Below are 26,252 nucleotides of genomic sequence, written 5' to 3'. Positions count from 1 at the left end.
TCAGTTGGCCGGGTAGCGGTCGATGGGCGGCGGCGTCGGGGCGGGGACCCCGGAGAGGCCGAGGGTGGCGTCGTAGGCCTTCTTCCAGTCGCCGTTCTTCTCGTGGGCTGCGAGGGCGTCGTCGAGGGCGAAGCGCAGCGCGGTGTCCCCGTGGGGGACGCCGATGCCGTACGGCTCCTCGGAGAACGGCTTGCCGACGACCTTGAGCTCGTCGGGAACCTTGGCGGCGTAGCCCATGAGGATGGTGTCGTCGGTGGTGACCGCGTCGACCTGGTAGGTCAGGAGGTTGTCGACGCAGACCGAGTAGGTGTCGTAGGCGACGAGTTCGGCCTCGGGGTAGTCCTTGGCGATCCTCTGGTACGGGGTGGAGCCCGCGGCGGAGCAGACGCGTTTCCCGGCGAGGTCCTGGGGGCCGTGGATGTCGTCCTCGTCGGTGCGGACGAGGAGGGACTGGCCCGCCAGGTAGTAGGGGCCGGCGAAGCCGACGAGTTTCTTGCGGTTGTCGTTGATGGTGTAGGTGCCGACGTAGTAGTCGATCTGGCCGTTCTGGAGGGCGGTCTCGCGGTTGGCGGAGGCGATCGTTCGGAAGTCGACGCCGGCCGGGTCGAAGCCGAGGGACGCGGCCATCATCTTGGCGATCTCGATGTCGAAGCCGGAGTAGCGGCCGGTGGCCGGGTCCTTCTCCCCCATGTAGGGCTGGTCCTCCTTGGCGCCGACGACGAGCTTGCCGCGCTTCTTCGCCCGGTTCCAGGTCGCGGAGTCGGGCAGGGTGAAGCCCGACTGGACCTGGTAGACGGGGAGTTCGTCGGGCTGTGGGCCCTTGACGGGCGGGCTGCCCTCCCGGCCGCAGCCGCCGAGCGCCGTCGTCGTGGCGAGCAGCAGGGCGAGGGCGGCGAGGACGCGGCGGGTTCCCGCACGGGATTGCGTACGCTGCATGGTTCCCACCCGGTCAGTGCTTGAGGATCTTGGAGAGGAAGTCCTTGGCCCGGTCGCTGCGCGGGCTCGTGAAGAACTCCTCCGGCGCGCGGTCCTCGACGATGCGGCCGTCGGCCATGAAGACGACCCGGTTGGCGGCGGAGCGGGCGAAGCCCATCTCGTGGGTGACGACGACCATGGTCATTCCGTCGCGGGCGAGTTGCTGCATGACGTCGAGGACCTCGTTGATCATCTCGGGGTCGAGGGCCGAGGTCGGTTCGTCGAAGAGGAGCGCCTTGGGGTCCATGGCGAGGGCGCGGGCGATGGCCACGCGCTGCTGCTGGCCGCCGGAGAGCTGGGCGGGGTACTTCTCGGCGTGCGCGGCGAGTCCGACGCGGTCGAGGAGTTCACGCGAACGCCGGTCGGCCTCCTCCTTCTTGCGCTTGCGGACCTTCACCTGGGCGAGCGAGACGTTGGCGAGGACGGTCTTGTGCGCGAAGAGGTTGAAGGACTGGAAGACCATGCCGACCTCGGCGCGGAGCCGGGCGAGCGCCTTGCCCTCCTCGGGGAGGGGCTGTCCGTCGATGACGATCGCGCCCGACTCGATGGTCTCCAGGCGGTTCATGGCCCGGCAGAGGGTGGACTTGCCGGAGCCGGAGGGGCCGATGACGACGACGACCTCGCCCCGTCCGACGGTCAGGTCCACGTCCTGGAGGACGTGCAGCGCGCCGTAGTGCTTGTTGACGCCTCGCAGTTCGATCAGCGGATCGACGACGGCCATACGCTGCCCTGCCCCATTTCTCAGCGGTGTCGAGTCAGCGCAAACTATCCACCGGAAAAGGGGACTTCAGGACGACACGCATAAAAGGGGAATAAGCCGTATTTACTGCAAAGGAGTGGAAACGCTAGTTCTCCGAGGCCTCCGCGTACACCTGGGAGAGCTCGGGCGAGCCCGTCGCCGCCCAGTCCTGACCGGCCTCGGCGACCTCGACCTCGCGGCCGGAGGCGAGCAGGACGACGGGGCCGATGTCCGGGGAGAGGTGCCAGCGGGCGCCCGGCACGTTCCGCACGATCACGGTGCCGAGGTAGAGCCCGGCGTCGTTCCCGAAGGACGGGAGTTCCTCGGCGTCGTCGCGCCAGCGGGGCGGCAGCTGGTCGAGCTCCTGGAGCGAGCGGGGGGTGCCGTCCAGCACCACCCCGGCCGACTCGACGCGGGCGCGCAGGAGTTCGCACTCGGAGAGCAGCTCGGCCCTGCCCTCCGGGTCGCGGTCGGCGGCATCGGCCGAGGCCGTTCCGGCGGGTTCGGACTCGTGCCGCTTGAGCCAGTGCTCGAGAAACGGAATGTTCATCCGAGCAGCCTCGCACCGTCACCTGCCGGACGGCGAATCGGCACGCGGAGGCAGCCTCCGCGCGGCTGCGGGGAGCCGTGCGGAGCCCGTACCTCCGGAGGGTGGGTGGTCCTAGACGTCGAGGTCGACGACGACCGGCGCGTGGTCCGAGGCGCCCTTGCCCTTGCGCTCCTCGCGGTCCACGTAGCTGTCGGAGACGGCCTCGGCGAAGGGCTTGTTGCCGTAGACCAGGTCGATGCGCATGCCCTTGTTCTTCGGGAAGGCGAGCATGCGGTAGTCCCAGTACGTGTACGGGTGGTCGTACTTGAGGGGGCGCGGGACCACGTCGCTCAGGCCCGTCTCGCGCAGGCCCGCGAGCGCCGCCCGCTCGGGCTCCGTGACGTGCGTGGCGCCGTCGAAGAGCGAGCGGTCCCAGACGTCCTCGTCCGTCGGCGCGATGTTGTAGTCGCCGAGGACCGCGAAGGGCCGCTCCCCCGCCGCGTCCTCCGCGACGGCCGCCTTGAGCGCCTCCAGCCAGCGGAGCTTGTACGCGTAGTGCTCGTGGGCCACCTCGCGGCCGTTCGGCACGTACACCGACCAGAGGCGGACCGGGCCGCAGGTGGCCGAGATCGCGCGGGGCTCCTGCACCGCGTCGTACTCCGGGCCGCCGGGCAGGCCGGTGACCACGTCGGCGAGGCCGACGCGGGACAGCAGCGCCACACCGTTCCACCGCCCCGTGGCGTTCACCGCCGACTCGTACCCCAGCTCGCTCAGCTCCGCGAAGGGGAACTGCTCGGCGGAGCACTTGGTCTCCTGGATGCACAGCACGTCGGTGCCGCTGCTCTCCAGCCAGGCCAGGAGGCGGGGCAGCCGGGCGGTGATCGAATTGACGTTCCAGGTGGCGATGCGCATGGACGCAAGCCTACTGGCGGGGTCGGACAGTGGCGTTCTAGAGCGCCGTGGACTCGCCAGGGGCGAGGCGGTGGTGGTCGGCGCCGCCGAGGGCACCGATCTGGTTGTCGTAGACCGGGCGGGCGAGGTCGGTGAGGAGGGCGTCGTGGATGTCGTACGCCCGCTGCGGCCGGACCTCGCGGACGTAGTCGATGACCTCGGAGATCTTGTTCCAGGGGGCCATGACGGGGAGCAGCAGCGTCTCCACGGGCTCGTCGGGCACGGTGAGGGCGTCACCGGGGTGGAAGACGGAGCCGTCGACGAGGTAGCCCACGTTGGTGATGCGCGGGATGTCGGGGTGGATCACGGCGTGCAGCTCGCCGTGGACGTGCACGTCGAAACCGGCGGCCGTGAAGGCGTCGCCGTGGCCGACGGTGTGCACGCGGCCGGGGAAGGCCGCCGAGATCCGGTCGGCGACGCTCTTCAGCGTCCAGATCTCGGCGGCCGGGTTGGCCTCCAGGGCGGCCCGCAGCCGGCCCTCGTCGAAGTGGTCCGCGTGCTCGTGGGTGACGAGCAGCGCGTCGGCGCCGAGGACCGCGTCCTCCTCGGTGAACATCCCCGGGTCGAGGACGAGCGTCCGCCCGTCCTTCTCGAGGCGGACGCAGGCATGGGACTTCTTCGTCAGCTTCACCCCGTCAAGATTACGCGGGCGGGGTCGTCTCCTCCTGGACAACGCGGTTCACGACGCGCAGCGCGGTCTCGGCGGCGGGGAAGCCGCAGTACACGCCCGCGTGGAGCACGATCTCGCGGAGTTCCTCGGGCGAGAGGCCGTTGCGGAGGGCCGCCCTGGTGTGGTCGGCGAGCGCCTCGCGGTGGCCTCCGGCGATGAGCGCCGTCAGGGTGACGACGCTGCGGGTGCGCCGGTCGAGCCCCTCGCGGCTCCAGACCTCGCCCCAGGCGTACCGGGTCAGGAGGTCCTGGAGGGGGCTCTCGGGGTCCTCGGCGAGCGCCTGGTCGACGTGGGCGTCGCCGAGGACCTCGCGGCGCAGGCCGAGGCCCGTCTCGTACGGGTCGGGGCGCGGGGCCTCGACCGGTTCGGCGCCGGGGGTCTCGGGGGCGGGCTCGGCCGGGGCGGCGGGCGCGACGACCGGGGGCGGCGGGGGCACGGCGAGGGTGCCGCTCGGCTCCTGGGCGCTGTTCGCGAAGTGCTCGGTGAGCAGCTCGGTGACGGCGGCGGGCGCTTCGACGGGCGCGAGGTGCGAGGCACCGGGGACGACGGCGAGGCGCGCGTCGGCGATGCCGGCGACGAGGGTCCGGGCGTCGGCCGGGCTGGTGACCTGGTCCTCGGAGCCGACGACGACGAGGGCGGGGACGCCGACGCGGTCGAGGGCCTCCCGGACGTCGAAGACCGCGAGGGCCTCGCAGGCGGCGACGTAGCAGACGGGGTCCGTCGTGCGGACCATCTGCACGGCCCAGTCGACGATCGCGGGCTGCGCGCCCGCGAAGACCGGGGTGAACCACCGCTCGGGCGCGCTCCTGGCCATCGGCTCCATGCCGTTGGTCCGCACGATGACCCCGCGCTGCCGGAACTCGTCGGCGGTGCCGAACCGGGGCGAGGTCGCGACCAGGGCCAGCGAGGCCACCCGGTGGGGCGCGCGCAGGGCCAGGTCGAGGCCGACGGCCCCGCCGATGGAGCAGCCGGCGTACCCGAAGCGCTGGACTCCGAGCTCGTCGAGGGTGGCGAGCACCCGGTCGCCGAGCTCGGCGACGGAGGTGAAGGGCTGGGAGGGCGCGCCACCGTGCCCGGGAAGATCGAAACGGATGACCCGCCAGTCACGCGTGAGCTCGGATATCTGCCGGTCCCACATGTGCCAGGTGGTGCCGAGGGAGGGGCCGAGGACCAGGACAGGGGCTTCCTCGGGCCCGTCCGAGCGGTATTGCAGGGTTTCTACGTTCGTCTCACTCACCCGCACCACGCTGCCACATCTTCCTGGGCGGCCGGGACGGGGGGCCGAAGGTGAATCCTTTTCGGGACCGTGGGTGAATCCTTTCGGGATGTGCCGCCTCTTGTTCCCGACATCACCGCACCCGGCCCTGACGGGCCGGCGGAACCTGAGGAGACACGCATGATGGTCACGGGCATCGTCATCGTCGGAGCCCTGCTCGTGGGGGCGTGCGCCTGGCATCTCTCGCGCCGCTTCCGGCGGGGGTGAGGAGAGGGATGACCACACGATTCACCTGGCCGGACGAGCGGCTGATCAGGGCCGCTCAGGACGGCGACGTCACCTCGCTCACCACCGTCGTCATGGAGTCGCAGCCCCATGTCCGGAAGTTCGCCCTGTCGCTGTGCGCCTCCCCGCAGGACGCGGAGGACGCGGCGCAGGAAGCGCTGATCATCCTCTACCGGAAGATCGGCACCCTGCGGGCCACGGGCGCGCTGGCCTCCTGGATGTTCCGGATCGTCCGGAACGAGTGCCTGCGGCACGTGAGACTGCTCGCCACGCGCGCGCGTGAGGGGGCGTCGGCGACGGAGGCGTACGTGCCCGAGGAGCCCTCGGCCGAGGAGGCGGTGCTGCGCCGCCTCGACGCGGAGCGGATCGCCTCGGCGATCGCCGCGCTCCCCCGCGACCAGCGTCAGGTCCTCGTCATGCGGGACGTGCAGGGGCTGCCGGGCCGGGCCGTCGCGCAGGCGCTGGGGCTGAGCACCCCCGCGATGAAGTCGCGTCTGCACCGGGCGCGGGCCACGCTGCGGGAGGCCGTGGAGCCGCCCGTGGGCGGAACTCCGGGAGGAGCGTCATGAGCCGCACCGGGGACTTCGCGAGCGCGTCCGTGCCGCGCCACCTGGCGCGGGGCGCGGTCGGCTTCGGGCTGGTCGTCGCGGCCTTCGCCCTGATGCCGGCCGCCGGTCCGGTCTCGCTGCTCCTCGCCCCGCTCGCGCTGGTCGCGTTCCGGGGCTGCCCGACCTGCTGGATGGTCGGCCTCGTCCAGACGGTCTCGCGGGGGCGGCTGAAGCGGAGCTGCGAGGACGGGGTGTGCCGGCTGACCCCGGGGCGGTGACGAGTCACGCACCGCCCCGGGTGGACCCGGGTCCCGCACCACACGCGGGACCCGGGCGTCTGTTCAGCTCGTTCAGCGAGCGGGCTCCTGCATGGTGACGCAGTGGGCGCCGCCGCCGCCGTTGCCGTACAGGTTGTCCAGGTTGAGCTGGACGACCGGGCGGCCGTAGGCGGCGGAGATGGCCTGCTTCGCCGCCGCGTCCTTCGCGGTGTCGCCGAACTGGGTGGTGATGATGGCGTTGTTCGTCACCGTCCAGTTCATGTACGAGCTGAGGAAGTCCGCCTGCTTGCCCGCGGAGATACGGGGCAGGGTGTCGGGTCCCTCGATGGTGATGACCTGGAGGCGGCGGCCCTTGGCGTCGGTCGCGCCCAGCAGGGTGTTGCGGATGGCCGCGGCGTTGGCGGTCCAGACGTCCGGGCGTACGGCTCCGGCCACCTGCACCATGACCACGCCGGGGCTGATGTAGCGACAGGTCCCGTCGATGTGACCGTCGGTCACGTCCTGGCCCTTGACGCCCGGGAGCCAGATCATCTTCTGCGCGCCGAAGCGGGCGAGCAGTTCGGCCTCGATCTGGGCCTTGGTCTTGCCGGGGTTGCGGTTGCTGTTGATCCAGCAGCTCTCGGTCGCCATGACGGTGCCGTCACCGTCGTACTCGATGCCGCCGCCCTCGCCGACCACGGACGCCTTCGCGAAGGGGACGCCGGTGTAGGTGGCGATCTTCCCGGCGACCACGCGGTCCTTGGAGTAGGCCGAGGCGGGCAGGCCGTAGAACGTCGTGGCGTTCTCGCCCCAGGCGTTGAAGTTGAGCCCGAAGGAGTCCATGCCGCCCGCGTCGTCGACGCGGAAGAGCGGGCCGGTGTCGCGCATCCAGCAGTCGGAGACGGGGATGGAGCTGATCACGGTCACCGTGGAACCGCACGCGGCACGGGCCTGCGAGGCGGCCGTGGAGTCGTCCGCGCACATGATCACCGGCTCGTACTTGGCGATCTCCTTGGCGAGCTTGGCGATGTCGGCCTGGATCTTGGAGAGCAGGTTGCCCCAGATCGTGGAGCTGGACGGCCAGGCCATCCAGGTCCGCTTGTGGGTCTCGTCCTCGCCGGGGACGCGCCAGGTCGCGGCCATGGCCGGCTGGATGCCGCCGATGACCGGGCCCGCCGCGAGGGCGGCGGCGACGGCTCCGGTGCGGGCGAGGAGGGTTCTGCGGCTGATGCCGGGGCGGTCGCCTTCGTGCGCGTTCTTCACGTGGTGCTCCTTCTGGCTCAAAGAAAGGTTCGGTACGTGCTGATCTCGTGACGTGCGGTCGGGGATGTGCGCGCGGATCGTCGCGCGGGCCGCTCAGTGGAGCGCGTCCAGTAGCCCCTCCTCCCGGACCAGCCGGCGTTCGGTGGCCAGATCGAGGTTCCGGGCGAAGACCCAGTAGAGGGCGCCCGCCACCGGCAGGCCGACGAAGATCGAGCAGTCGACGCCGCCGAGGATGTCGGCCACCGGCCCGACGTAGAGGCCGGTGATCACCATGAAGGGGGCCATGCAGGCGAGACCGATCGCGTACGCGAGGTTGCCGCGCCAGCCCCAGCGGCCGTAGATGCCGTCCGGGTTGAAGATCTCCTTGACGACGTACTGGCCGCGCCGGACGAAGAAGAAGTCGACCAGGTTGATGGCCGTCCACGGGATGAAGAGGTAGGTGAGGACCACGACGACGTTGGCGAAGAACCAGTTGAACTGGTCGATGCCGACGAGCGTGGAGACCGTGCCGACGGCCACGAGCATGATCCCGATCGTCACGACCCGGAGCGCCCGGGTCGGCTTGACCGGCTTGAACGAGTCCAGGATCGAGATCATGGTGAGGCTGCCGCCGTACTGGTTGATCGCCATGATCGAGAGCAGACCGACGAGCAGGACGATCACCGCGATCGTGCCGAAGCCGTCGAAGAGGCGGTCGGCCGCCAGCTTGAGGGCGGTGACGGGGTCGGTGCCCTCGGGGGCCCCGGCGGAGACGACGGCGCCGAGCAGGAAGACCCAGATGCCGGAGATCGCGCTCGGCAGGTAGGTCCACCAGAAGGTGGCGCGGACGGGGACGTCGGGTCTCAGGTAGCGCGAGTAGTCGGAGACGTACGGCGCCCAGCCGAGCTGGAAGCCGGCGACGAAGACGAACACGAGCATGAACGGGGCGAGTTCGAAGGGGCCGGCGTTCCAGACGCCGTCCGGGAGGCCGCCGCCGAAGAGGGCGGCGACGGTGATCGCGGCCGTGACGACGATGAACGGCCAGGTCAGCCAGCGGTTCAGCTTGTGGATCCACTCGTAGCCGAACAGGGCGATCACGGTCGCGACGGCGGCGGCGAGGATGTACCCGACCGTGTTGGGCATGCCGGTGAGGGTGTTCATCGCCTGGCCGGACAGCAGGGCGTCCGAGGTGTTGAAGGCGATGTAGTTGACCAGGGCGAAGACCCAGACGGTGACGGCCGCGCCGAGGTAGCCGAACTGCGGACGGGACTGCACGAGTTGGGGCAGACCCAGCTGGGGGCCCTGGGCCGAGTGGAAGGCCATGAAGAAGGTCCCGAAGAGGGAGCCGAGGACGGTGGCGACGACCGTCCAGACGAGCGATGCCCCCATGGAGAGCGTCACGACACCGGTGGCGAGACCGGTGAGGTTGAGGCTGCCGACGAACCAGATCGCGCCGACGTGCGAGGGCTCTCCGTGCCGTTCGGAGAGGGGCACCCAGTCGATCGAGTGCGTTTCGATTCCCGCGAGGGTCGCGGAATCGTGCGGCTGCGAGGCAGCAGGCCCCATGGGAGCTCCTGTTCAGGGGTGCGTTCGAGTGCGCTCACCATAGGGATTGACTTAAATTTCAGTCAACGCTTCGGACAGCATTGTTTGACGAGATTTTCAGCAGCGATCTCGTCCCGGTTTTGTGGCTTCTGTCAGTACGGCCGCCGGCCCGGTCCGGGAAGACTCCCGCCGGGGACTTCCCGGAAGGCCGGACGAGAGGGCAACACGATGGGCGTGCCGCAGCAGTACGACGAGATCGGCGAGGCGTTCGAGGGCTTCAAGTCCCTTCCCCTGGCCCGGTACGGGGAGGTGCCCGCCTTCCTGGCCATGGTCGGGGACGTGCGGGGCAGGTCCGTGCTCGACCTGGCCTCCGGAACGGGCTTCTACAGCCGGGAGATGAAGCGGCGCGGGGCCGCCGAGGTGTACGGCGTCGACATCTCCGGGGAGATGGTCGCCGTGGCGCGGTCGTTCGAGCAGCGCGAGCCTCTGGGCGTACGGTACGAGGTGGGCGATGTCGCCGAACTCCCCGACCTGGGGCGGAAGTTCGACGTCGCGCTCGGGGTGCAGGCACTCAACTACGCGCCGGACGTGGCGGCCATGGAGCGGATGTGCCGGAACATCCACCGGAACCTCGCGCCCGGCGCGGAGTTCTTCGTCTTCGCCCAGAACCCCGATTATCGGTTCGACGGGCCCTCGCTGGCAAAGTACGGCTTCCTGTGCGAGGCGACGGGCGAGGAGATCGAGACCGGACCCCGGGTCCGGATCACCGCCCTCCTCGACCCGCCGGTCTCGTTCGTCGGGGCCTGTCCGCGCCGCGAGGTCTACGAACAGGCCCTCAAGGCCGCCGGGTTCGGCGATCTGCACTGGGAGCCGGTGCGGATCTCGGAGGCCGGTGTGCGGGAGTTCGGCGCGGAGTTCTGGGCCGAGCACGACGCCAACCCGCCGCTGGTGATGCTGCGCTGCCGGTCCTGACCGGAAGGTCAGACCGCCGGCTGCTGCTGGGTGACGCAGTGGATGCCGCCGCCTCCGGTGCCGAGCCGGTCGATGTCGATCTGCTCGATCACCCGGTCCGGGTAGAGACGGGCGAGGGTCGCCTTGGCGGCCTCGTCCGCCCTGCGGTCGCCGAACTGGGCGGAGACGACGGCGTCGTTGCAGAGGTAGAAGTTGGCGTAGGAGGCGAGGAAGTCCCGGTTGCCGGACCGGATCCTGTTGTAGTCCGGGCCCTGGAGGCGCATCACGTCCATGGTCCTGCCGCGGGCCGTCGTGGCGGCGGTGAGGACCTGGTACTGCTTGCGCGCGTCCTTGGCGTAGGCGTCGTTGTCGGCCGGGATCGGCATCTGGACGAGGGCCTCGCCGTGGGAGAGGAAGCGGGAGGTCGCGTCCACGTGGTCGTCGGTGATGTCCTGGCCGTAGACGCCGTCGAACCAGATCACCTTGGACGCTCCGTACGCGTCGCACATCGCCGCCTCCAGGTCCCGCTGGGACATCCCGGGGTTGCGGTTGCGGTTCAGGAGACTGCTGCGGGTCGCCATCAGCGTCCCGGCGCCGTCCTGTTCGATGGCGCCGCCCTCGCCGACCAGGTCGGCGGAGGTGTAGGGCACGCCGACGTGCGCGGCGATCCGCTGGGCGACGCGGGCGTCCCTGGAGTGGGCCTGCTTGCCGCCCCAGCCGTTGAAGTTGAGGCCGACGGCGTCGAGGCCGCCGCGGCCGTCCGTGCGGAAGACGGGGCCGGTGTCGCGCATCCAGCAGTCGTCGACCGGGATCGAGGTGAGGACGGTGACCGTCGGGCCGCACAGGGAGCGGGCCTTGGCTGCGCTGCCGGGGTTGGCGCACAGGGAGACGGGCTCGTACCGGGCGATGGTGCGGGCGATCCTCGCGATGTCCGCCTGGACTCCGCCCAGCGCGTTGCCCCAGATCGCGGTGGAGTCGGGGAAGGCCATCCAGGTACGGGTGTGGCGGACGTCCTCGACCGGGACCCGGAAGGTCCCGGCGGCGGCCTTGGCCCGGCCCTGGGTGGTCGCCGCCAGGGCCGTGCCGGCGGCGGCGGTCGCGCCGGCGGCGACGAGGAACTGACGACGGTTCAGCCAGCGGCGGGCGTGCCGGCCGGCGGGGGTGTCGTTCATGGGGAACTCCAGAGGTGGGGGAAGGGGAACGCCGTCACCGGCGCCGCGCCGGTCAGAGCGCGCGGCGGGCGGCGGCGATGGCCTCGGGGTCCCAGCCGGGGCGGGGCACCGATTCCAGCAGAAGCCGCGTGTAGGGGTGCTGGGGCGCGGCGAGGACCTCGTCCGTGCGGCCCGCCTCGACGACCCGGCCCTTGCGCATGACGATGACGTCGTCGGTGACGCAGCGGACGACGCCGAGGTCGTGGGTGATGAAGAGGTAGCCGATCCGGGTCTCCTCGCGGATGTCGGCGAGGAGGTTGAGGATCTGCGCCTGCACGGAGACGTCGAGCGCGGCGACCGCCTCGTCGAGGACGAGGACGGAGGGTTCCACGGCGAGGGCGCGGGCGATGGCGACGCGCTGGCGCTGGCCGCCGGAGAGCTGCCGGGGCCGGGCGTCGGCGGCCCGGGTGCCCAGGCCGACCTGGTCGAGGAGTTCGCGGACGCGCCGGTCGTGGTCGGCGCCGGGGAAGTGCAGGCGCAGAGTCTCGCGCAGGACCTGCTCGACGCTGGTGCGGGGGTCGAGGGAGAGGTACGGGTCCTGGAAGACCATCTGGACCTCGCGGGCCCGGGCCAGCCGGGCGGCCTTGCCGCGCCCGCGCGCGTCGCGGGCCCTGCCCCGTACCCGTACCTCTCCCGCGTCGGCGCTCTCCAGGCCGACGACGATCCGGGCGGTGGTGGTCTTGCCCGAGCCGGACTCGCCGACGATGCCGAGGGAGCCGCCCTCGGGGAGGGTGAAGGAGACGTCGTCGACGGCGCGGACGTCGCCGTAGGCGCGGTGGAGGCCGGTGACCTCCAGGGCTGCGTTCTCGGGTACCGCGTCGGGGGACTCAGGCATCGGCGTGGCTCCCTTCGAGAGGGACGAGGCGGTCGCTGTGGTGGCAGGCGGCGCGGTGGTCGGTGCGGCCGGGCGCGGGGCGCGGGTCCGGGGCCTGCTGGTCGCAGATCTCGGTGGCCAGGTGGCAGCGGGCGGCGAACGCGCAGCCCGTCAACTCTTGCCGGAGGTCCGGCGGTTGCCCCTCGATGGCGTCGAGCCTGCCGCGGGGGGCCTCCAGGCGGGGCGTGGAGGCGAGGAGCGCGGCGGTGTACGGGTGGCGGGGCCGCGCGAACAGCTCCTCGGCCGGGCCGCTCTCGGCGATCCGCCCGGCGTACATGACGTACACGCGGTCGCTGATGGCGGCGGCGAGGTCGAGGTCGTGGGTGACGAAGAGCAGGCCCGTGCCGAAGCGGGCGCGGAGCTCGGCGAGGAGGGCGATGACCTCGGCCTGGGTGGTGACGTCGAGGGCGGTGGTGGGCTCGTCGGCGAGGACGAGGGCCGGGTCGCCCATCAACGCCGCGGCGATCATGACCCGTTGGAGCATGCCGCCGGAGACCTGACCGGGGTACTTGCGCAGCGCGGAGGCGTCGAGGCCGACGGCTTCGAGGAGTTCGACGGCCCGGTCGGTGGCGGCCTCCTTGGTCATGGCGCCGGTGAGGGTGACGCTCTCGATCAGGAAGTCCCCGATGCGGCGCAGGGGGTTGAGGGCGGCGCGGGGGTCCTGGAAGACCATGGAGACGGTGCCGGTGCGCAGGGCGCGGAGCCGGTCCGTGCCCATGGTGAGGACGTCCTCGCCGCAGACCCGCACGGCGCCGGTGACCTCGGCGCCGGGCGGCAGCAGGTTCAGCGCGCTGCGCGAGGTGAGGCTCTTGCCGGAGCCGGACTCGCCGACGAGGGCGACGGTCTCGCCGGCGGCGACCCGGAGGTCGACGCCGTCGAGGACGGGCCTGGCCGTGCCGGGCAGGGTGACGCGCAGGCCCTGGACCTCCAGGGCGGGCGTGGCCGACGGGGAAGGCGTGGCCGACGGGGAAGGGGTGGAGGTCATCGGTCTCTCCTGGCGACGCGGTCGGCCCAGCGCTCTCCGACCACGTTGAAGGCGACGACGGTGAGCACGATGAACAGGCAGGGCAGGATCGCGGACAGCGGGTAGCCCTGCTGGATCGCGGTCTGGCCGTCGAAGACCATGCGGCCCCAGTCGGGTGTGAGCGCGGGGACGCCGAGGCCGAGGAAGGACAGGCCGGCGAGGTCCATGAGGGCGTAGCCGAAGTTGATGGTGGACTGGGCGAGGACGACGGGCGCGATGTTGGGCAGGACGTGGCGCAGGCAGATCTGGAGCGCGGAGTGGCCCTGGACCTGGTAGGCGCTGACATACGGCCGCTCGCGTTCGGCGAGGACGAGGGAGCGGGTGAGCCTGCTGACGTACGGCAGGTAGGCGACGGAGAGCGCGATGACGGGGGCGAGGAGCCCTTCGCCGTACACCGAGATGATCAGGATCGCGAGCAGCATGCCCGGGAACGCGAAGACCAGTTCGGTGCTGCGGGAGAGGAGCGCGTCGATCCGGCCGCCGCGCCAGCCGGCGGTCATGCCGACGGCGACTCCGGCGACGGTCGAGAAGACGACGACGCCGAGGGGCCCGAGGAGGGAGGTGCGGGCGCCGAGGAGGAGCCGCGAGAGGGTGTCGCGGCCGGCGGCGTCGACGCCGAGCGGGTGCTGGGAGGTGGGTCCGGCGAGCGCGTTCCCGAGGTCGACCTCGTTGGGGTCGTACGGCACGAGCCAGGGCGCGAGGAGCGCGGCGGCGGTGACGAGGGCGACGATGCCGAGGCAGATCAGGTAGAGCGGGGACCGGGCGGTGCGGAGTTTCGCGAGGCCGGGCCTGCGGGTGATGGCGGTGGAGGCGTTGGACGCGCCGGAGGCGGTGGTCATGCGGAGGTGCTCCTCGCTCCGAGGGTGATCCGCGGGTCGACGAGCGGGAGGAGCAGGTCGACGACCAGGTTCACGGTCATGAAGAGAGCGACGATGATCAGGGAGATCGCCTGGACGGTGGGGAAGTCCTTGGTCGTGGTGGACAGTTCGAGGAGCTGTCCGACGCCGCCGATGCTGAAGGCGGTCTCCACGAGGATCGTGCAGACGAGGAGGGTGGAGACGATCAGGCCGCCGGTGGTGAGGACGGTGCCGAGGGAGTTGCGGAAGACGTGCCGGCGGATGACCTGGCGCTCGGGGACGCCCCGGCTGCGGGCGACGGTGACGTGCTCGCTGTCGAGGGCGTCGAGCATCGCGGACCGGGTGACCCGGGCCAGCATGCCGATGAGGTAGAGCGCGAGGGCGACGGCGGGGAGGGTGAGGTGCCAGACCATGTCGACGAAGCCCTCTCCCGATCCGCTGCTGGGGAACCAGCCGAGGCGTACGGCGAAGAGGCCCTGGAGCATGACGGCGGCGACGAACGACGGGGTGCCGACGGCGAGGGTGGTGCCGACGAGGACGGCGGAGTCGGTGCCCCCGCCGCGTACCGCCGAGATCCAGCCGAGGACCAGGCCGACGACGGCGACCACGAGCAGCGCCATGAGGACGAGCAGGAGGGTGGTCGGCAGCCGGTCGGCGAGGAGGTGCGAGACGTCGGTGCGGTACGTGATGGACCGGCCGAAGTCGCCCTGGAGGACGTCGCCGAGCCACTGGAGGTAGCGGACGAAGAAGGGGTCGTCCAGGTGGTACTGGGCGTTGATCGCGGCGAGCGCCTCGGGCGAGGCGGAGCGGCCGGAGAGCAGGAAGCTCGCGGGGCTGCCCGGCGCCAGGTACATGGCGCCGTAGACCACGAACGACGCGGCGAGCAGGGTGGCGGCCATCTCCGCCACCCGTCGTGCGGCGAATCTCAGGAAGCTCACCGTGCGGCTCCCGCGTCGGCGGCGCCGACGTCGGCGGCCCACGGGTAGTACATGTACGCGATGGTGGTGGGGGCGCCGGTGATCCGCTTGTTGAGGAAGACGGAGGTGGGCCACTCGGCGACAGGGATCCACAGGAGCCGGTCGACGGCCTGCTTCTGGAGGTCGGCCTCGATCTTCGCGCGGGCCTCCGGGTCGTAGACGCCGACGGCCTTGTCGACGAGCTTGTCGTAGGCGGGGTCGCTGTAGCCGGCGAAGTTCATGTAGGCGCCGGTCTTGAAGTTGGTGAGCAGGTCCAGCGGGTCGGTGATCGAGTCGTAGTAGGTGAGCGGGAACATGTCGATGCCCTCGCGCGCCTCGGGATCGGTGAAGAGCGCCGTGAAGGCGTTCGGGGCGATCGTCTTGAGGTTGATCTTCAGGCCGATCCTGGTGCCCGCGGCCTGGACGGCGGTGGCGAGGAGGGAGACGTCCTGGCCGATGGAGCTGGTCGCGACGGTCAGGGCCTTGCCGGTGGCGCCGGCCTCCTGGATCAGCTTCTTGGCCTGCTCGATGTCCTGCGTGGCCGGCGGGAGGACGTCGAAGGCGGCCTTGCGGGTGGCCTCGGAGGCGTGGGCCCAGGCGCCGCGGGTGGTGAGGGAGGTGGTGACGGTTCCGGCGCCGCCGAGTCCGGCCTTGACGAAGCCGGTGCGGTCGAGGGCGAGGGAGAGGGCCTTGCGGACGCGGACGTCGCCGAGCGGGCCCTTCATGTTCGTGATGTTGACGTTGACCGTGCTGAGGCCCTCGCCGAAGTAGAGGGTGCCGACGCCGCTGTCGCGCAGGCGGCCGTAGCTCTCGGTGGGGATGAGGTATCCGCCGTCGATCTCGCCGCTGAGCATGGCGTTGGTCCGGCCGGAGGGGTCGGTGAGGACGCGGAAGACGGCCTTCTCCGCCTTGGCCTTGGTGCCCCAGTAGCCGTCGAAGCGGGTCAGCTCGATCGACTGGCCCTTGTTCCAGGTGCCGAGCTGGAACGGGCCGGTACAGGCGAGGCCGCCGGTGGTGCCGTAGTCCTTGCCGGCCGCCTCGACGCCCGCCTTGGAGGCGACGACGCCGGCGGCGGTCGCCATGTACTGGGGGAACTGCGAGTCGGGCTTCTTGAGCTTGACGGTGACCTGGAGCGGGCCGGTCTTCTTGACCGAGGCGACGTTCTGGAAGTTCTGTGCCCAGGCGGCGGCGTTGTCCGGGTCGGTCTGACGGCCGAAGCTGTAGACGACGTCGTCGGCGGTCATCGTCCCGCCGCTGTGGAAGCGGACGCCCTCGCGGAGGTCGTAGACCCAGGTGAGCGGGTCGGGGTTGGACGCCTTCTTCGCGAGGCCGGGTTCGAGCTTGAGGTCCGGGGTCCACCGCATGAGGCTCTCGCAGATGTTGGAGAGGACCGTGTTCTGCGGGTAGTCGAACGCGAGCGTGTAGTCGAGGGTGGGCGGCTCGGCGTAGAGGGCCCAGGTGAAGGAGTCGATCTCGCCGCGGGCCTTCGGCGTCGAGGCGGAGAGCTTCACCTCGGGGCCCGTGCCGGTGCCGCCGCCGCTCTTCGGCGGGCCCGCGCAGGCCGCGAGGGCGGCGAGGGCGGTGAGGGCGGCCGTCGTCGCGGCGATGGCGCGCGTGGTGCGCCGGGTGCGCTCGGCGGTCCGGGCGCGGGGGCGTCTGGCGCCGGGGGGCGGGGGTGTGGTCATCGTCGCGCTCGCTTTCCGTGGAGTGGGTCGGGGCGGGTCGATCGAGGGGCCGGACATCCGTCGGGAAGTCGGGAAGTACGGGGTGGGGGCCGCCGGCCCCGGGAGGGCACGGGTCCCGGGGCCGACGGCCGCCCGGGTGGGCGGCTGTCGGGTCGCGCGGCTGTCGGGTCGCGCGGCCGCCCGGGTCAGGCGGTGGCGGGGACCATGGGGATCTGCTGCGTGATGCAGTGGACCCCGCCGCCGCCGTACGCGATGGCCTGCGCCTGTACGCCGACGACCTCGCGGCCCGGGTACGCGGCGGCGATCACCGCGAGGGCCTCCTCGTCCTGCGGCACACCGGCCACCGGGACGACGACGCCGCCGTTGACCACGTAGTAGTTGAGGTACGAGACCTCGACCTCGCCGCCGGCCACCTCGGCGAAGGCGGTCTGCGGGACGTCGACGATCTCGAACGACCGGCCCCGCGCGTCGGTCGAGGCCTCCAGGACCGCCCGGTTGGCGCGCATGCGGGCGTAGTCGGGGTGCGCGGGGTCGTCGGGCAGGGAGACGACGACCTTGCCGGGGGCGGCGAAGGCGCAGACGCCGTCGACGTGGCCGTCGGTCTCCGTGTCGAGCAGACCTCCGTACGGAAGCCAGACAACCTTCTCGACGCCGAGGCGGGATTTCAGCTCGGTCTCGATCGCGTCCCGATCCATCCCCGGGTTCCTGTTGGGGTGCAGGAGACACTGCTCGGTCGTGATGAGGGTGCCCTCGCCGTCGACGGTGATGGCGCCGCCTTCGAGGATCATGTCGGAGGCGATCCGGTCGACGTCGAGGTGGTCCAGGATCAGGGCGCTGACGTGGTCGTCGGAGTCCCACGGGTGGTGCTTGCGGCCCCAGGCGTTGAAGCGGAAGTCCACTCCGGCGCGGTTGCCGGCGCCGTCGAGCACGAAGAGCGGGGCGGAGTCGCGGAACCAGGAGTCGTCCTGGGCCAGCTCGACGACGGTGACGCCGTCGCCAAGGTGCTTCCGGGCGTCGTCGCCGTGGCCGGGCGGGGCGATCATGGTCACGGGCTCGAAGGCCGCGATGGCGCGGGCCACGTTCGCGTACTCCACCTTGACGTCGTCCAGCACGCCGGCCCACAGGTCCTCCCTGACGGGCCAGGCCATGAGGGTCCCCTCGTGCGCGGACCACTCGGCGGGCATACGGAATGCAGTCATCTCGGGTCTCTCTTCGTTTCGCCAGAAGTACCCGTCGGCGTGGCCGGCTCTGCCTGGCGTGATGCGGGGGACGGGTACGCGGTGTGAACAGCATCCTCCTCCCGACTGAAAATTCAGTCAAGAGGCGGAACATGCCAGGATCGGAGGAACGGGGAAGTGGATCAGAGGAAGTACAGGCGGCTCAGGGACACCTGCTGGGCCGGTTCCGAGCGCATCGGAGCGCCGTCGAGCGTCACGAGCCCGCTGCGCGGATCGACGTCGACCCGGCCGAGCCGGGCGTTGCTCACCATGTCGGCCGGGCCGATGCCCCGGGTGCCCTTGACGGCCACCCGCCTGCGCCGGGTGTCGAGGGTGTCGTACGGCGAGCCGAGCGCGCCCGCGTCGGCGGCGGCGCGGCTGACGAACGCCACGGAGAGCTCGGCGGGAGCGGCGCCGTGGCCGCCGAACAGCGGACCGAGGACCAGCGGTTCGCAGGCGTCGGTGGCCGCGTTCGGGTCGCCCGTGACGCCGTACGCCGGGAAGCCCATCTTGACGACCATCTGCGGTTTCGCGCCGAAGAACGCGGGCCGCCAGAGGACGATGTCGGCCATCTTGCCGACCTCGATCGACCCGACCTCGTCGGCGAGGCCGTGGGCGATGGCGGGGTTGATGGTGAGCTTCGCGATGTAGCGGAGGACGCGCTCGTTGTCGTCCCCGGCGCCGTCGCCCTCCAGCGGGCCCAGCTCGGCCTTCATCTTCCCGGCCATCGCGAACGTCCGCCGGACCGTCTCCCCCGCCCGGCCCATGCCCTGCGCGTCGGACGAGGTGATGCCGATCGCGCCGAGGTCGTGCAGGACGTCCTCCGCGCCCATCGTCCCGGCCCGGATCCTGTCCCGCGCCATGGCGGCGTCGCCGGGCAGGTCGGTCTTGAGCGCGTGGACGGAGACGATCATCCCGTAGTGCTCCGCGACGGCATCCCGGCCGAAGGGGAGCGTCGGATTGGTGGACGAGCCGATGACGTTCGGCACGCCCGCCATCTTCAGGACGTTCGGGACGTGTCCGCCGCCGCAGCCCTCGATGTGGAAGGCGTGGATCGTCCGCCCCTCAAGGACGGCGAGGGTGTCCTCCACCGACAGGCACTCGTTCAGGCCGTCGCTGTGCAGCGCCACCTGGACGTCGTACTCCTCCGCCACGCGCAGCGCCGTGTCCAGGGCCCGGGTGTGGGCGCCCATGTCCTCGTGGACCTTGAAGCCGCAGGCGCCGCCCTCGGCGAGCGCCTCGACGAGCGGACCCTCGCGGGAGGCGGAGCCCCGGGCGAGGAAGCCGATGTTGACCGGCCAGGCGTCGAAGGCCTTGAAGCCGAGCTTCAGCGCCCACGGGGAGTTCACGCCCACGCCCCAGGCCGGGCCGATCTCCTGGCCGATGATCGTCGTCACGCCGGAGGCGAGCGAGGCCTCCATGATCCGCGGGGAGAGCAGGTGGACGTGGGTGTCGATCGCGCCGGCGGTGGCGATCAGGCCCTCGCCCGGGATCATGGTCGTGCCCGTCCCGACGACGACGTCGACGCCGTCGAGGGTGTCGGGGTTGCCGGCCCGCCCGATGGCGTGGATCCGGCCCTCGCGGATGCCGATGGACACCTTGCGGATGCCGAGGACGGCGTCGATGACCAGGACGTTGGTGATGACGGTGTCGCAGGTCTGCCGGACGGGGGCGGCCCGCAGGTGCATGCCGTCGCGGGCCGTCTTGCCGAATCCGGCGAGGAACTCGTCCCCGTACGCCTGCGCGTCCGACTCCACCCGGACGACGAGCCCGGAGTCGCCGAGCCGGACCCGGTCCCCGGCGCGGGGCCCGTGGACGGAGGCGTACTCGTGGGGGTCGATGTGCCGGCTCTCGCCGGGCGCGCAGTGAGCGCTGTGGCCGGTGTGGCCCCTGTGATCGGTGTGCCTGGTGGGCTTGCTCATCGCGCCACCCCTTCCGTTCCGAGGTAGCCGCAGGCGGCGGCGCGCCGCAGGGCCTCTTCCTTCGCGCCCGGCGCGTCCAGCGGGCCGTCGACCAGGCCGGCGAAGCCGATCGCGATCCGCTCGCCGCCCATGGGCACGAGCCCGACCTCGACGAGGGCGCCGGGGTCGAAGCGGGTCGACGCGCCCGCCGGGGCGGCGAGCCGCATGCCGTACGCGGCGGCGCGGTCGAAGTCCAGGCGGGGGTTGGCCTCGAAGAAGTGGAAGTGCGAGGTGACGCTCACCGGGACCGTCGCCGTGTTCCGTACGGAGAGGGTGACCGCCGGCTCCGGTTCGGGCAGCGCCTCCGCGTGGGGCAGGACGGCGCCGGGCGCGCCGTCCTCGGCCTCCGCGTCGGCCTCCATGTCGCCGAAGGGAGCGCTGATGACGGCGAGCCGTGTGCCGTCCTCGAAGACGGCCTCGACGTGGATCTCGGTGACGATGTCGGTGACGCCGGGAAGCACGTCGTCCGGACCGAGCACGCTCCGGCCCCGGTCGAGCGCCTCGGCCAGCCGAAGGCCGTCACGGGCCGCCTCGCACACGGTGTCGGCGATCAGCGCGGTCGCCTCCGGTACGTTGAGCCGCAGCCCGCGCCCGAGGCGCGTCCGCGCGAGTTCGGCCGCTGTGAAGAGCAGCAGCCGATCCCGCTCGGTCGGGGTCAGAGGCATGGTGCGCCCTCCCTGTTCGTTCCCCCGGTTCGTTCTCCGGTGGATGTGCGGCTCACTGTGACACTGACTGAAATGTCAGTCAAGAGTCGTGACAGGAGCCGCAGGGAGAAAGAACACGAGGTCAGGCCGACCGCAACGCGTCCGTCGGCGAGGCGCTCGCCGCCCGCAGCGCCGGGTAGAGACCGGCCACGGCCGCCACCAGGACGGAGACCACGGGCCCCGCGACGACCGTCAGGAGGGGCACGGCGAAGGGCCAGCCCTGGGCCAGGGCGTACCCGTAGACGGCGAGACCGCCCAGGACGAGCCCGCCGAGCCCGCCGATGAACCCTATCAGGACGGCCTCCAGGAGGAACTGGGCGGCGATCTGCCCGCCCCGCGCGCCCAGCGCGCGGCGCAGCCCGATCTCGCCCCGCCGCTCCATCACGCCCACCACCATGGTGTTGGCGATGCCGACGCCGCCGACGAGCAGGGCGACCCCGGCGAGGGAGAGGACGAGGCCGGTCAGCGCGCCCTTCGCCTCCGAGCGCGCCGTCAGGAGGTCGGAGGGGCGGCTGACCGCGACCTTGCCCGGGTCGGCCGGGTTGGCGGTGGCCCCGGCGACGGCCTGCACGTCCGGTACGCGTTCGGGGTGGGCCCGCAGGTAGACGGTGGCGGCGGTGCCGTCCGCGCCCAGGTGCTTCGTCGCCTGCGGCCAGCCGACGAGCGCGGCCGTGGCGAGCTCGGGGGCCAGGTCGTTCGGCGCGAGGATGCCCCGGACGACGTACGTCTGTCCGCCGAGCCAGATCCGCTCGCCCGGCGCGGTCACGCCGAGCCGCTGGGCGGCCTGGTCGCCGAGGACGGTCACCGGGAGGTTCTCGGCGGCCTTGTCGAACCACCGCCCCTCGCGCAGCTTCGCGTGCAGGACGTCCAGGAGGTTGGACCGCGCGGCGAGCACGGAGATGCCGCCGGTCTGCTCCTTAGGCACCAGGTCGTTGCGGTAGACCTCGGCCTTGGTGGCCCCGGTCGCCGTGACCTGCTGGACGGGGGCGATCCGGCCGAGCATCCGCTCGGCGGTCCGCGGCAGCGGTACGGACTGCTCCTGGGCGTCCTTGCCGGGCGAGACCGTGATCAGGTTGGAGCCCAGCGCGTCGAGGCGGGAGAGCAGGTGCGCCTGGTTGGACGAGGAGATGCCGGTCACGGCGATCACGGCGGCGATGCCGAGGGAGATGCCGAGGGCCGAGAGGGTGGAGCGCAGCTTGCGGGTGCGCGGGCCGATCATGCCGAGACGGAGCAGGTCGGAGGGGCGCAGCCGGGTACGGGTGGGGGCGGGGGCGGGGCCCTGGGTACGGGTACGGTCTGGGCCCTGGGTGCGGGTACGGGCGCGGCGCTTCCGGCGGTCCGGGGTCGTGGTGGTGCTCATCGGGCGGCTCCAGCGGAGGCGGACGCGGACGCAGAGGCGGAGTACGGAAGGCGTTCGTCGAAGTCGAGCCGTCCGTCGCGGATGCCGATGCGCCGGGGGAACGAGGCCGCGAGGTCACGGTCGTGGGTGATGACGACGACGGTCGTGCCCTGGGCGTTCAGTCCGTGCAGGAGGTCGACGACGGCCGCCCCTGACGCGCTGTCGAGCGCCCCCGTGGGCTCGTCGGCGAGCAGCAGCGCGGGCCGCCCGACGAGCGCCCGCGCGATGGCGACCCGCTGCTTCTCGCCGCCGGAGAGCTGGTCCGGGTGGTGGCGCAGACGATGACCGAGCCCCACCTCGTGCAGGGCCTCGACGGCCGCCGCGCGGCGCCGCGCGGCGGGGGCGCCGCTGTAGAGGAGGCCGGTGGCGACGTTCTCGACCGTGCTGAGCCCGGAGAGGAGGAAGAACTGCTGGAAGACGAAGCCGATCCGGTGCGCGCGGACGGCCGCGAGATCGCGGTCGCCGAGCCCGGACAGCTCCCGTCCCTCGAAGCGCAGCCGGCCGGCGGTCGGCCGGTCGAGCGAGCCGAGGAGGGCGAGGAGGGTGGACTTGCCGGAGCCCGAGGGGCCGACGACCGCGAGGAGTTCACCGGCCTCCACGGTGAGGTCGATGCCGTGCAGGACCCGCAGCGGGGGCGAACCCGGGTACTCCTTGGTGACGCCGGAGAGTTCGAGGACGGGGTGGTGCGAGGCGGTGGTCACGTGGGGATCACCACCCGGTCACCGCTCTTCACTCCCCCGCTGATCTGCGCCTTCGCGTCGGCGACCAGGCCGAGCGTGACCTTGACCAGGCGGGTGGTGGTGCCGGTGACGACCTTGACGCCGTAGCCGCCGCCGTCCAGGGCGAGCAGCGCGGTGACCGGCACGACGAGGGCGTCCTTCGCGGTGTCCCCGACCACGCCGACCGTCACGGCGGAGGGACCCGCCGCGCGGGCCGTCCTCTGGTCGTCGAGGGTGACGGTGACGGTGGTCTTCTCCTCGCCCCCGCCGGAACCGCCGCTTCCCTCGCCGCCGCCGTCCCCGCCCCGTATCAGGGAACGGATGCGGCCCTTCACCGTGCCGCCGTCGGCGAGCCGCACCACGGCCTCGCCGTTCGGCCGGAACCGGGACAGCTGGTTCTCGGCGGGCCGCACGACGGCGACGAGATCGGTGCCGCTCACGGTCACGGCCGTGGTCCCGCCGACCGCCGCGCCCAGCTGCGCGCCGACCTTGTGGACCCGTACGGCCGCCTGGGGCAGCATGACGACGGTGCCGAGCGCGACCGTACCGGTCGGCTTCCGCTCGCCCATGGCCTTCTGCCAGCGCTTGACGGCGGTCTCGGTGCCCTTCGTGAACTTCTCGTCGACGGCGAGGCCGAGCCCGTCCGCGTACCCGAGGTCGACCAGGTTCCGCTTGAGCTGCCGGACGTCGGGGCCGGGGGCCGCCCCGGGGCCCAGGTCGCGCCAGAGGGGCCGGTCGCCCCGCATGAGGACGACGGGGCGCCCGTCGACCTCGTACAGCCGCTCCCCCGCCCTCACGACGGAACCGACGGCGGGCAGCGCGGTGAACGTGCCCCGCCCGCCCGCGACGACGGGGACGGGCGCGTCGTACGCGAGCGAGCCGGCGACCTGGATGCCGCTGGACAGCGAGCCGCGCTCCACCACCGCCGTGCCGTGGGCGAGGGGCGGCTGCTCGACGACGGGGCCCGACCGCTCCCAGGGGCGGGCGGTGCCGAGGGCGGCCGCGCCGCCGATCGCGGCGACGAGGACGAGCGGGAGGACGACCTTGCGGCGCTTCCGGCGGGCCGGCCCGGTCTCGGTCTCGGTGGTGTTCTTCTCCGTGCTGTTCTCCTCGGTCACGGCGGTCACTCCCCGATCCGGTAGCCGGGCAGCGGCAGCTTGCTGCACGCCGGCTGGACCGCGTCCCACTTGGCCGCGTCGAACGACTTCGAGGGGATCACGAGGACGCCGTCCTTCGGGTCGGGGTCGGGGAGGTCGGCGTAGCCGTGCTTGCGCGCGCACGCGACCCAGGCGCGCCCCATCTCGGCGAACTTCCTGTCGACCTTCTCGTTGACCTGGCGGATGCCCGGGTTCTTCGCGTCGCAGACCTTGACCGCCGCCTCGTACGCGGCGATGTTCCCGCTGCCGTCGGTCCCGGCGGCGGGCGTGTAGATGTTGCCGTCCTTGTCCTGCTGGACCTGGTTCTGTCCCTGCCCGTGCATGCAGGTCACCCACGACCGGCGGATCGCGTTGCCGTCCTGCGGCGCGCTCGCGGCGGAGCCGTCGTCCCCGGCGACCCTCGGGGCGCCGTCCTCGGCGGAACAGCCGCTCATCACCAGGGTCACGGCCAGCGCGGCGGTCGCCATGAGGGCCCTTGCGGTCAGGTTGCGTCGTCGCATGTGCGCAGCTCCTTGGATGTCGATGTCGCGCGTGGAGCCAGTTCTACGGAGCGCGCGGTGAGCCGTCGGTGAGCGTGCGCCTAACCGCGGGCTAACGCGCGGCTCGGGCATCCTGGGGTTCTCCTGGGGTTCCCGAACAGAACCGCGTCCGGCGCGGGTGAGTGGAGTGGTACGGACATGCGCGTGCTCATCGTCGAGGACGAGACGGAGCTGGCCGCGATGCTCGCCGACGGCCTCCGGGAGGAGGGCATGGTCCCCGAGGTCGCCCACGACGGGGCCCGCGCCCTGGAGATGACGGCCGCCGCCTCGTACGACGTGCTCGTCCTCGACCGGGACCTGCCGGGGCTCAGCGGGGACGCCGTCTGCCGGGCGCTCAACACGGCCGGCTATCCGGCCCGGATCCTGATGCTCACCGCCGCCGGCGGCCTGGAGGCCCTGGTCGACGGGCTCGGGCAGGGCGCCGACGACTACATGGCCAAGCCCTTCTCGTACCTGGAGCTCGTCGCCCGGCTGCGCGCGCTCGGCCGGCGCGGGGCCGCCGGGACCACTCCGACCGTCCTGAGCCGGCACGGCATCAGCCTGGACACCGTCCGCCGGGTCGCCGAGCGCGACGGGCGGCCGCTGAGGCTGACGCCCCGGGAGCTCGGCGTCCTGGAGCTGCTGCTCGCGGCGGACGGCGCGCCGGTGAGCACGGAGGAGCTGCGGGACCGGCTGTGGGACGCGGCGCTCGATCCGGCCACCACGGCGGTACGGGTCACGGTGCACGCGCTGCGGCGCAAGGTCGGGGAACCCTCGCTGATCCAGCACGACCCGGGCTTCGGGTACCGGCTGTGAGCGGCGCCGGCCGTCCGCGCGGCTCCCGCTCCTCGTACCGGCTGCCGCTGCGGGGGCGGTTGACCCTCGCGACGACGTCGGTCTTCGTGGTCCTCGGCACCGGGCTGCTGCTCTTGAACTGGCTGAGTTCCCGCCAGCTGATCGAGGAGAACCGTTCTCTCGTCGTCCCGACGGTCGACCCGTCCGAGATCCCCGAGGCCCAGCCGCTGGAACCGGCGCAGAGCCCGGCACCCGTGCCGCCGGGCACACAGACCGGCCAGGCCATGCCGGCCGCGACGACCACGCCCTCCGAGGCCTTCGAGGACTTCCGTGACCAGGTCCTCGCCGAGCTGCTCACCCGGTCGGTGCTGCTGCTCGTCGTCTTCACGGCCCTCGCCGCCGCCCTCGCCTGGTGGGCCGGGCGCCGCTCGCTGCACCGCCTCACCCAGGTCACCGCCGCCGCGCGGCGGATCAGCGCCGACAGCACGCTCGGCGAGCGGCTCGACCTGCGCGGACCGCACGACGAGGTCCGCGAGCTCGGCGACACCTTCGACGCGATGCTCGACCGGCTCGACCGGAGCTTCACGGCGCAGCGGCACTTCACCGCGCACGCCTCCCACGAGCTGCGGACGCCGCTGACGCTGCAACGGACCGCTCTGGAGATCCCGTTGGCTCAGGGACGGGTACCGGCGGAGCTCGAACCCGCGCTCCGGCGCGCCTTGGACGCCAACGCCCGTACGGAGCGGCTCATCGAGTCGCTGCTGACCCTGGCCCGGGGGGAGAGCGCGCCGTCGGCCCTGCTTCCGGTCGACCTCGCGGAGGTCGCCGGGGCAGCCGTGGAGGACCTGGCGGACGAGGCCCGGGGCGCGGAGGTCCGCGTCACGACCCGGCTCGGCCCGGCGCCGGTCGCGGGCGATCCGTCGCTGCTCCGGCACGTCGCCCTGAACCTCGTGGCCAACGCCGTACGCCACAACCACGCGGGCGGTACGGCGACGGTGACGACCGGCACCGCGGGGCCGTCCGCGTTCGTGGAGGTCACCAACACCGGTCCCGTCCTGGGCCCGGAGGAGCTCCCGGCCCTCTTCGAACCGTTCCGGCGGGGACCGGAGGAGCACCGGTCCGCGGGGGGCCGGTCCGCGGGGGGACTGGGCCTCGGCCTCGCGGTGGTCCGCGCCATCGCCCTGAACCACCGGGGCACGGTCACGGCGGAGCCCCGGCCGGGCGGCGGCCTGACGGTACGGGTCGAGGTGCCGCGCCGGGGATGATC

26 protein-coding genes are annotated in these 26,252 nt (G+C 72.3%); 5 read left to right on the top strand and 21 right to left on the bottom strand.

The features are described from left to right. The 6 genes from ACFC0Z_RS16680 to ACFC0Z_RS16655 form a co-directional block, all read right to left on the bottom strand. Positions 1 to 936 (bottom strand): glutamate ABC transporter substrate-binding protein, encoded by a 936-nt coding sequence (locus ACFC0Z_RS16680; protein WP_376437925.1) that lies wholly within the window; start codon positions 934 to 936, stop codon positions 1 to 3. A 13-nt stretch (positions 937 to 949) separates the two neighbouring features. Then, on the bottom strand, positions 950 to 1,696 hold the full coding sequence (locus ACFC0Z_RS16675) for an amino acid ABC transporter ATP-binding protein (protein WP_376437923.1): 747 nt from the start codon (positions 1,694 to 1,696) through the stop codon (positions 950 to 952). A 124-nt stretch (positions 1,697 to 1,820) separates the two neighbouring features. After that, positions 1,821 to 2,264: a DUF6278 family protein gene (locus ACFC0Z_RS16670; protein ID WP_376437921.1), complete on the bottom strand. Its 444-nt coding sequence runs from the start codon at positions 2,262 to 2,264 to the stop codon at positions 1,821 to 1,823. A gap of 111 nt (positions 2,265 to 2,375) precedes the next feature. Next, a complete protein-coding gene (locus tag ACFC0Z_RS16665; protein ID WP_376437919.1) occupies positions 2,376 to 3,155 on the bottom strand; it encodes an exodeoxyribonuclease III in 780 nt (259 codons plus the stop codon). Positions 3,156 to 3,192: 37 nt separating this feature from the next. Then, the gene (locus tag ACFC0Z_RS16660) at positions 3,193 to 3,825 is read right to left on the bottom strand and encodes an MBL fold metallo-hydrolase (RefSeq protein ID WP_376437917.1); all 633 of its coding nucleotides are present in this window, start codon (positions 3,823 to 3,825) and stop codon (positions 3,193 to 3,195) included. A gap of 10 nt (positions 3,826 to 3,835) precedes the next feature. Next, complete coding sequence (locus tag ACFC0Z_RS16655) at positions 3,836 to 5,101, bottom strand: alpha/beta fold hydrolase (protein ID WP_376437915.1); 1,266 nt, start codon at positions 5,099 to 5,101, stop codon at positions 3,836 to 3,838. 254 nt (positions 5,102 to 5,355) lie between these two features. Between ACFC0Z_RS16655 and ACFC0Z_RS16650 the strand changes: the two genes are divergently transcribed. Both ACFC0Z_RS16650 and ACFC0Z_RS16645 read left to right on the top strand, forming a co-directional pair. Further along, the gene (locus ACFC0Z_RS16650; protein ID WP_376437913.1) at positions 5,356 to 5,934 is read left to right on the top strand and encodes an RNA polymerase sigma factor; all 579 of its coding nucleotides are present in this window, start codon (positions 5,356 to 5,358) and stop codon (positions 5,932 to 5,934) included. After that, complete coding sequence (locus ACFC0Z_RS16645) at positions 5,931 to 6,191, top strand: hypothetical protein (protein WP_376437911.1); 261 nt, start codon at positions 5,931 to 5,933, stop codon at positions 6,189 to 6,191. Before ACFC0Z_RS16650 ends, ACFC0Z_RS16645 begins: the two co-directional genes overlap by 4 nt. 72 nt (positions 6,192 to 6,263) lie before the next feature. Here ACFC0Z_RS16645 and ACFC0Z_RS16640 read toward each other — a convergent pair whose 3' ends face one another. Then, a complete protein-coding gene (locus ACFC0Z_RS16640; RefSeq protein ID WP_376437909.1) occupies positions 6,264 to 7,433 on the bottom strand; it encodes an agmatine/peptidylarginine deiminase in 1,170 nt (389 codons plus the stop codon). Positions 7,434 to 7,526: 93 nt separating this feature from the next. Further along, positions 7,527 to 8,978 carry a purine-cytosine permease family protein gene (locus ACFC0Z_RS16635; RefSeq protein ID WP_376437907.1) on the bottom strand — a complete coding sequence of 484 codons (1,452 nt, stop codon included), beginning with the start codon at positions 8,976 to 8,978 and terminating at the stop codon, positions 7,527 to 7,529. Positions 8,979 to 9,185: 207 nt separating this feature from the next. On the opposite strand from ACFC0Z_RS16635, the gene ACFC0Z_RS16630 reads away from it, so the two are divergent. Continuing rightward, the gene (locus tag ACFC0Z_RS16630) at positions 9,186 to 9,929 is read left to right on the top strand and encodes a class I SAM-dependent methyltransferase (protein WP_376437905.1); all 744 of its coding nucleotides are present in this window, start codon (positions 9,186 to 9,188) and stop codon (positions 9,927 to 9,929) included. 8 nt (positions 9,930 to 9,937) lie between these two features. Here the strand turns inward: ACFC0Z_RS16630 and ACFC0Z_RS16625 are convergent, their stop codons facing one another. The 13 genes from ACFC0Z_RS16625 to ACFC0Z_RS16565 form a co-directional block, all read right to left on the bottom strand. After that, positions 9,938 to 11,080, bottom strand: a complete 1,143-nt coding sequence (locus ACFC0Z_RS16625) for an agmatine/peptidylarginine deiminase (RefSeq protein ID WP_376437903.1) — start codon at positions 11,078 to 11,080, stop codon at positions 9,938 to 9,940. Positions 11,081 to 11,132: 52 nt separating this feature from the next. After that, positions 11,133 to 11,954 (bottom strand): ABC transporter ATP-binding protein, encoded by an 822-nt coding sequence (locus ACFC0Z_RS16620; RefSeq protein WP_376437901.1) that lies wholly within the window; start codon positions 11,952 to 11,954, stop codon positions 11,133 to 11,135. After that, complete coding sequence (locus ACFC0Z_RS16615; RefSeq protein ID WP_376437900.1) at positions 11,947 to 12,978, bottom strand: ABC transporter ATP-binding protein; 1,032 nt, start codon at positions 12,976 to 12,978, stop codon at positions 11,947 to 11,949. Before ACFC0Z_RS16615 ends, ACFC0Z_RS16620 begins: the two co-directional genes overlap by 8 nt. After that, on the bottom strand, positions 12,975 to 13,856 hold the full coding sequence (locus ACFC0Z_RS16610) for an ABC transporter permease (RefSeq protein ID WP_376437898.1): 882 nt from the start codon (positions 13,854 to 13,856) through the stop codon (positions 12,975 to 12,977). Before ACFC0Z_RS16610 ends, ACFC0Z_RS16615 begins: the two co-directional genes overlap by 4 nt. Continuing rightward, the gene (locus ACFC0Z_RS16605; RefSeq protein ID WP_376437896.1) at positions 13,853 to 14,812 is read right to left on the bottom strand and encodes an ABC transporter permease; all 960 of its coding nucleotides are present in this window, start codon (positions 14,810 to 14,812) and stop codon (positions 13,853 to 13,855) included. Before ACFC0Z_RS16605 ends, ACFC0Z_RS16610 begins: the two co-directional genes overlap by 4 nt. Further along, complete coding sequence (locus ACFC0Z_RS16600) at positions 14,809 to 16,515, bottom strand: ABC transporter substrate-binding protein (RefSeq protein ID WP_376437894.1); 1,707 nt, start codon at positions 16,513 to 16,515, stop codon at positions 14,809 to 14,811. Before ACFC0Z_RS16600 ends, ACFC0Z_RS16605 begins: the two co-directional genes overlap by 4 nt. Before the next feature lie 185 nt (positions 16,516 to 16,700). Further along, positions 16,701 to 17,714: an agmatine/peptidylarginine deiminase gene (locus ACFC0Z_RS16595; protein WP_376437892.1), complete on the bottom strand. Its 1,014-nt coding sequence runs from the start codon at positions 17,712 to 17,714 to the stop codon at positions 16,701 to 16,703. Positions 17,715 to 17,875: 161 nt separating this feature from the next. Further along, positions 17,876 to 19,654: an urease subunit alpha gene (locus ACFC0Z_RS16590; protein ID WP_376437890.1), complete on the bottom strand. Its 1,779-nt coding sequence runs from the start codon at positions 19,652 to 19,654 to the stop codon at positions 17,876 to 17,878. Then, on the bottom strand, positions 19,651 to 20,358 hold the full coding sequence (gene ureA, locus ACFC0Z_RS16585; RefSeq protein WP_376437887.1) for an urease subunit gamma: 708 nt from the start codon (positions 20,356 to 20,358) through the stop codon (positions 19,651 to 19,653). The genes ACFC0Z_RS16590 and ureA overlap by 4 nt, the downstream gene beginning before the upstream one ends. Before the next feature lie 121 nt (positions 20,359 to 20,479). After that, positions 20,480 to 21,757: an ABC transporter permease gene (locus tag ACFC0Z_RS16580; RefSeq protein ID WP_376437885.1), complete on the bottom strand. Its 1,278-nt coding sequence runs from the start codon at positions 21,755 to 21,757 to the stop codon at positions 20,480 to 20,482. Further along, positions 21,754 to 22,497, bottom strand: a complete 744-nt coding sequence (locus tag ACFC0Z_RS16575) for an ABC transporter ATP-binding protein (protein ID WP_376437882.1) — start codon at positions 22,495 to 22,497, stop codon at positions 21,754 to 21,756. Before ACFC0Z_RS16575 ends, ACFC0Z_RS16580 begins: the two co-directional genes overlap by 4 nt. Continuing rightward, positions 22,494 to 23,633, bottom strand: a complete 1,140-nt coding sequence (locus ACFC0Z_RS16570) for a peptidoglycan-binding protein (protein ID WP_376437880.1) — start codon at positions 23,631 to 23,633, stop codon at positions 22,494 to 22,496. Before ACFC0Z_RS16570 ends, ACFC0Z_RS16575 begins: the two co-directional genes overlap by 4 nt. A gap of 5 nt (positions 23,634 to 23,638) precedes the next feature. Then, positions 23,639 to 24,172, bottom strand: a complete 534-nt coding sequence (locus tag ACFC0Z_RS16565; RefSeq protein ID WP_376437877.1) for a hypothetical protein — start codon at positions 24,170 to 24,172, stop codon at positions 23,639 to 23,641. A 177-nt stretch (positions 24,173 to 24,349) separates the two neighbouring features. Here ACFC0Z_RS16565 and ACFC0Z_RS16560 point away from each other — a divergent pair, with 177 nt between their 5' ends. Continuing rightward, positions 24,350 to 25,006, top strand: coding sequence for a response regulator transcription factor (locus ACFC0Z_RS16560; RefSeq protein ID WP_376437875.1), 657 nt, complete (start codon positions 24,350 to 24,352; stop codon positions 25,004 to 25,006). After that, on the top strand, positions 25,003 to 26,250 hold the full coding sequence (locus ACFC0Z_RS16555; protein WP_376437872.1) for a sensor histidine kinase: 1,248 nt from the start codon (positions 25,003 to 25,005) through the stop codon (positions 26,248 to 26,250). The genes ACFC0Z_RS16560 and ACFC0Z_RS16555 overlap by 4 nt, the downstream gene beginning before the upstream one ends. Positions 26,251 to 26,252 lie beyond the last annotated feature (2 nt).

Origin of the sequence: Streptomyces sp. NPDC056144 (assembly GCF_042264145.1) — a bacterium.
In the GTDB taxonomy this organism is placed as follows: Bacteria; Actinomycetota; Actinomycetes; order Streptomycetales; family Streptomycetaceae; genus Streptomyces.
This window is presented reverse-complemented; position numbering and strand designations above follow the sequence as displayed.

What these genes read in the sequence shown, in the direction of transcription:
- ACFC0Z_RS16625 (WP_376437903.1), bottom strand. Translation starts at nt 11,080, where the DNA reads ATGAACGACACCCCCGCCGGCCGGCACGCCCGCCGCTGGCTGAACCGT.
- ACFC0Z_RS16610 (WP_376437898.1), bottom strand. Translation starts at nt 13,856, where the DNA reads ATGACCACCGCCTCCGGCGCGTCCAACGCCTCCACCGCCATCACCCGC.
- ACFC0Z_RS16600 (WP_376437894.1), bottom strand. Translation starts at nt 16,515, where the DNA reads ATGACCACACCCCCGCCCCCCGGCGCCAGACGCCCCCGCGCCCGGACC.
- ACFC0Z_RS16560 (WP_376437875.1), top strand. Translation starts at nt 24,350, where the DNA reads ATGCGCGTGCTCATCGTCGAGGACGAGACGGAGCTGGCCGCGATGCTC.
- ACFC0Z_RS16615 (WP_376437900.1), bottom strand. Translation starts at nt 12,978, where the DNA reads ATGACCTCCACCCCTTCCCCGTCGGCCACGCCTTCCCCGTCGGCCACG.
- ACFC0Z_RS16680 (WP_376437925.1), bottom strand. Translation starts at nt 936, where the DNA reads ATGCAGCGTACGCAATCCCGTGCGGGAACCCGCCGCGTCCTCGCCGCC.
- ACFC0Z_RS16580 (WP_376437885.1), bottom strand. Translation starts at nt 21,757, where the DNA reads ATGAGCACCACCACGACCCCGGACCGCCGGAAGCGCCGCGCCCGTACC.
- ureA (WP_376437887.1), bottom strand. Translation starts at nt 20,358, where the DNA reads ATGCCTCTGACCCCGACCGAGCGGGATCGGCTGCTGCTCTTCACAGCG.
- ACFC0Z_RS16635 (WP_376437907.1), bottom strand. Translation starts at nt 8,978, where the DNA reads ATGGGGCCTGCTGCCTCGCAGCCGCACGATTCCGCGACCCTCGCGGGA.
- ACFC0Z_RS16590 (WP_376437890.1), bottom strand. Translation starts at nt 19,654, where the DNA reads ATGAGCAAGCCCACCAGGCACACCGATCACAGGGGCCACACCGGCCAC.
- ACFC0Z_RS16670 (WP_376437921.1), bottom strand. Translation starts at nt 2,264, where the DNA reads ATGAACATTCCGTTTCTCGAGCACTGGCTCAAGCGGCACGAGTCCGAA.
- ACFC0Z_RS16595 (WP_376437892.1), bottom strand. Translation starts at nt 17,714, where the DNA reads ATGACTGCATTCCGTATGCCCGCCGAGTGGTCCGCGCACGAGGGGACC.
- ACFC0Z_RS16645 (WP_376437911.1), top strand. Translation starts at nt 5,931, where the DNA reads ATGAGCCGCACCGGGGACTTCGCGAGCGCGTCCGTGCCGCGCCACCTG.
- ACFC0Z_RS16650 (WP_376437913.1), top strand. Translation starts at nt 5,356, where the DNA reads ATGACCACACGATTCACCTGGCCGGACGAGCGGCTGATCAGGGCCGCT.
- ACFC0Z_RS16620 (WP_376437901.1), bottom strand. Translation starts at nt 11,954, where the DNA reads ATGCCTGAGTCCCCCGACGCGGTACCCGAGAACGCAGCCCTGGAGGTC.
- ACFC0Z_RS16565 (WP_376437877.1), bottom strand. Translation starts at nt 24,172, where the DNA reads ATGCGACGACGCAACCTGACCGCAAGGGCCCTCATGGCGACCGCCGCG.
- ACFC0Z_RS16675 (WP_376437923.1), bottom strand. Translation starts at nt 1,696, where the DNA reads ATGGCCGTCGTCGATCCGCTGATCGAACTGCGAGGCGTCAACAAGCAC.
- ACFC0Z_RS16630 (WP_376437905.1), top strand. Translation starts at nt 9,186, where the DNA reads ATGGGCGTGCCGCAGCAGTACGACGAGATCGGCGAGGCGTTCGAGGGC.
- ACFC0Z_RS16665 (WP_376437919.1), bottom strand. Translation starts at nt 3,155, where the DNA reads ATGCGCATCGCCACCTGGAACGTCAATTCGATCACCGCCCGGCTGCCC.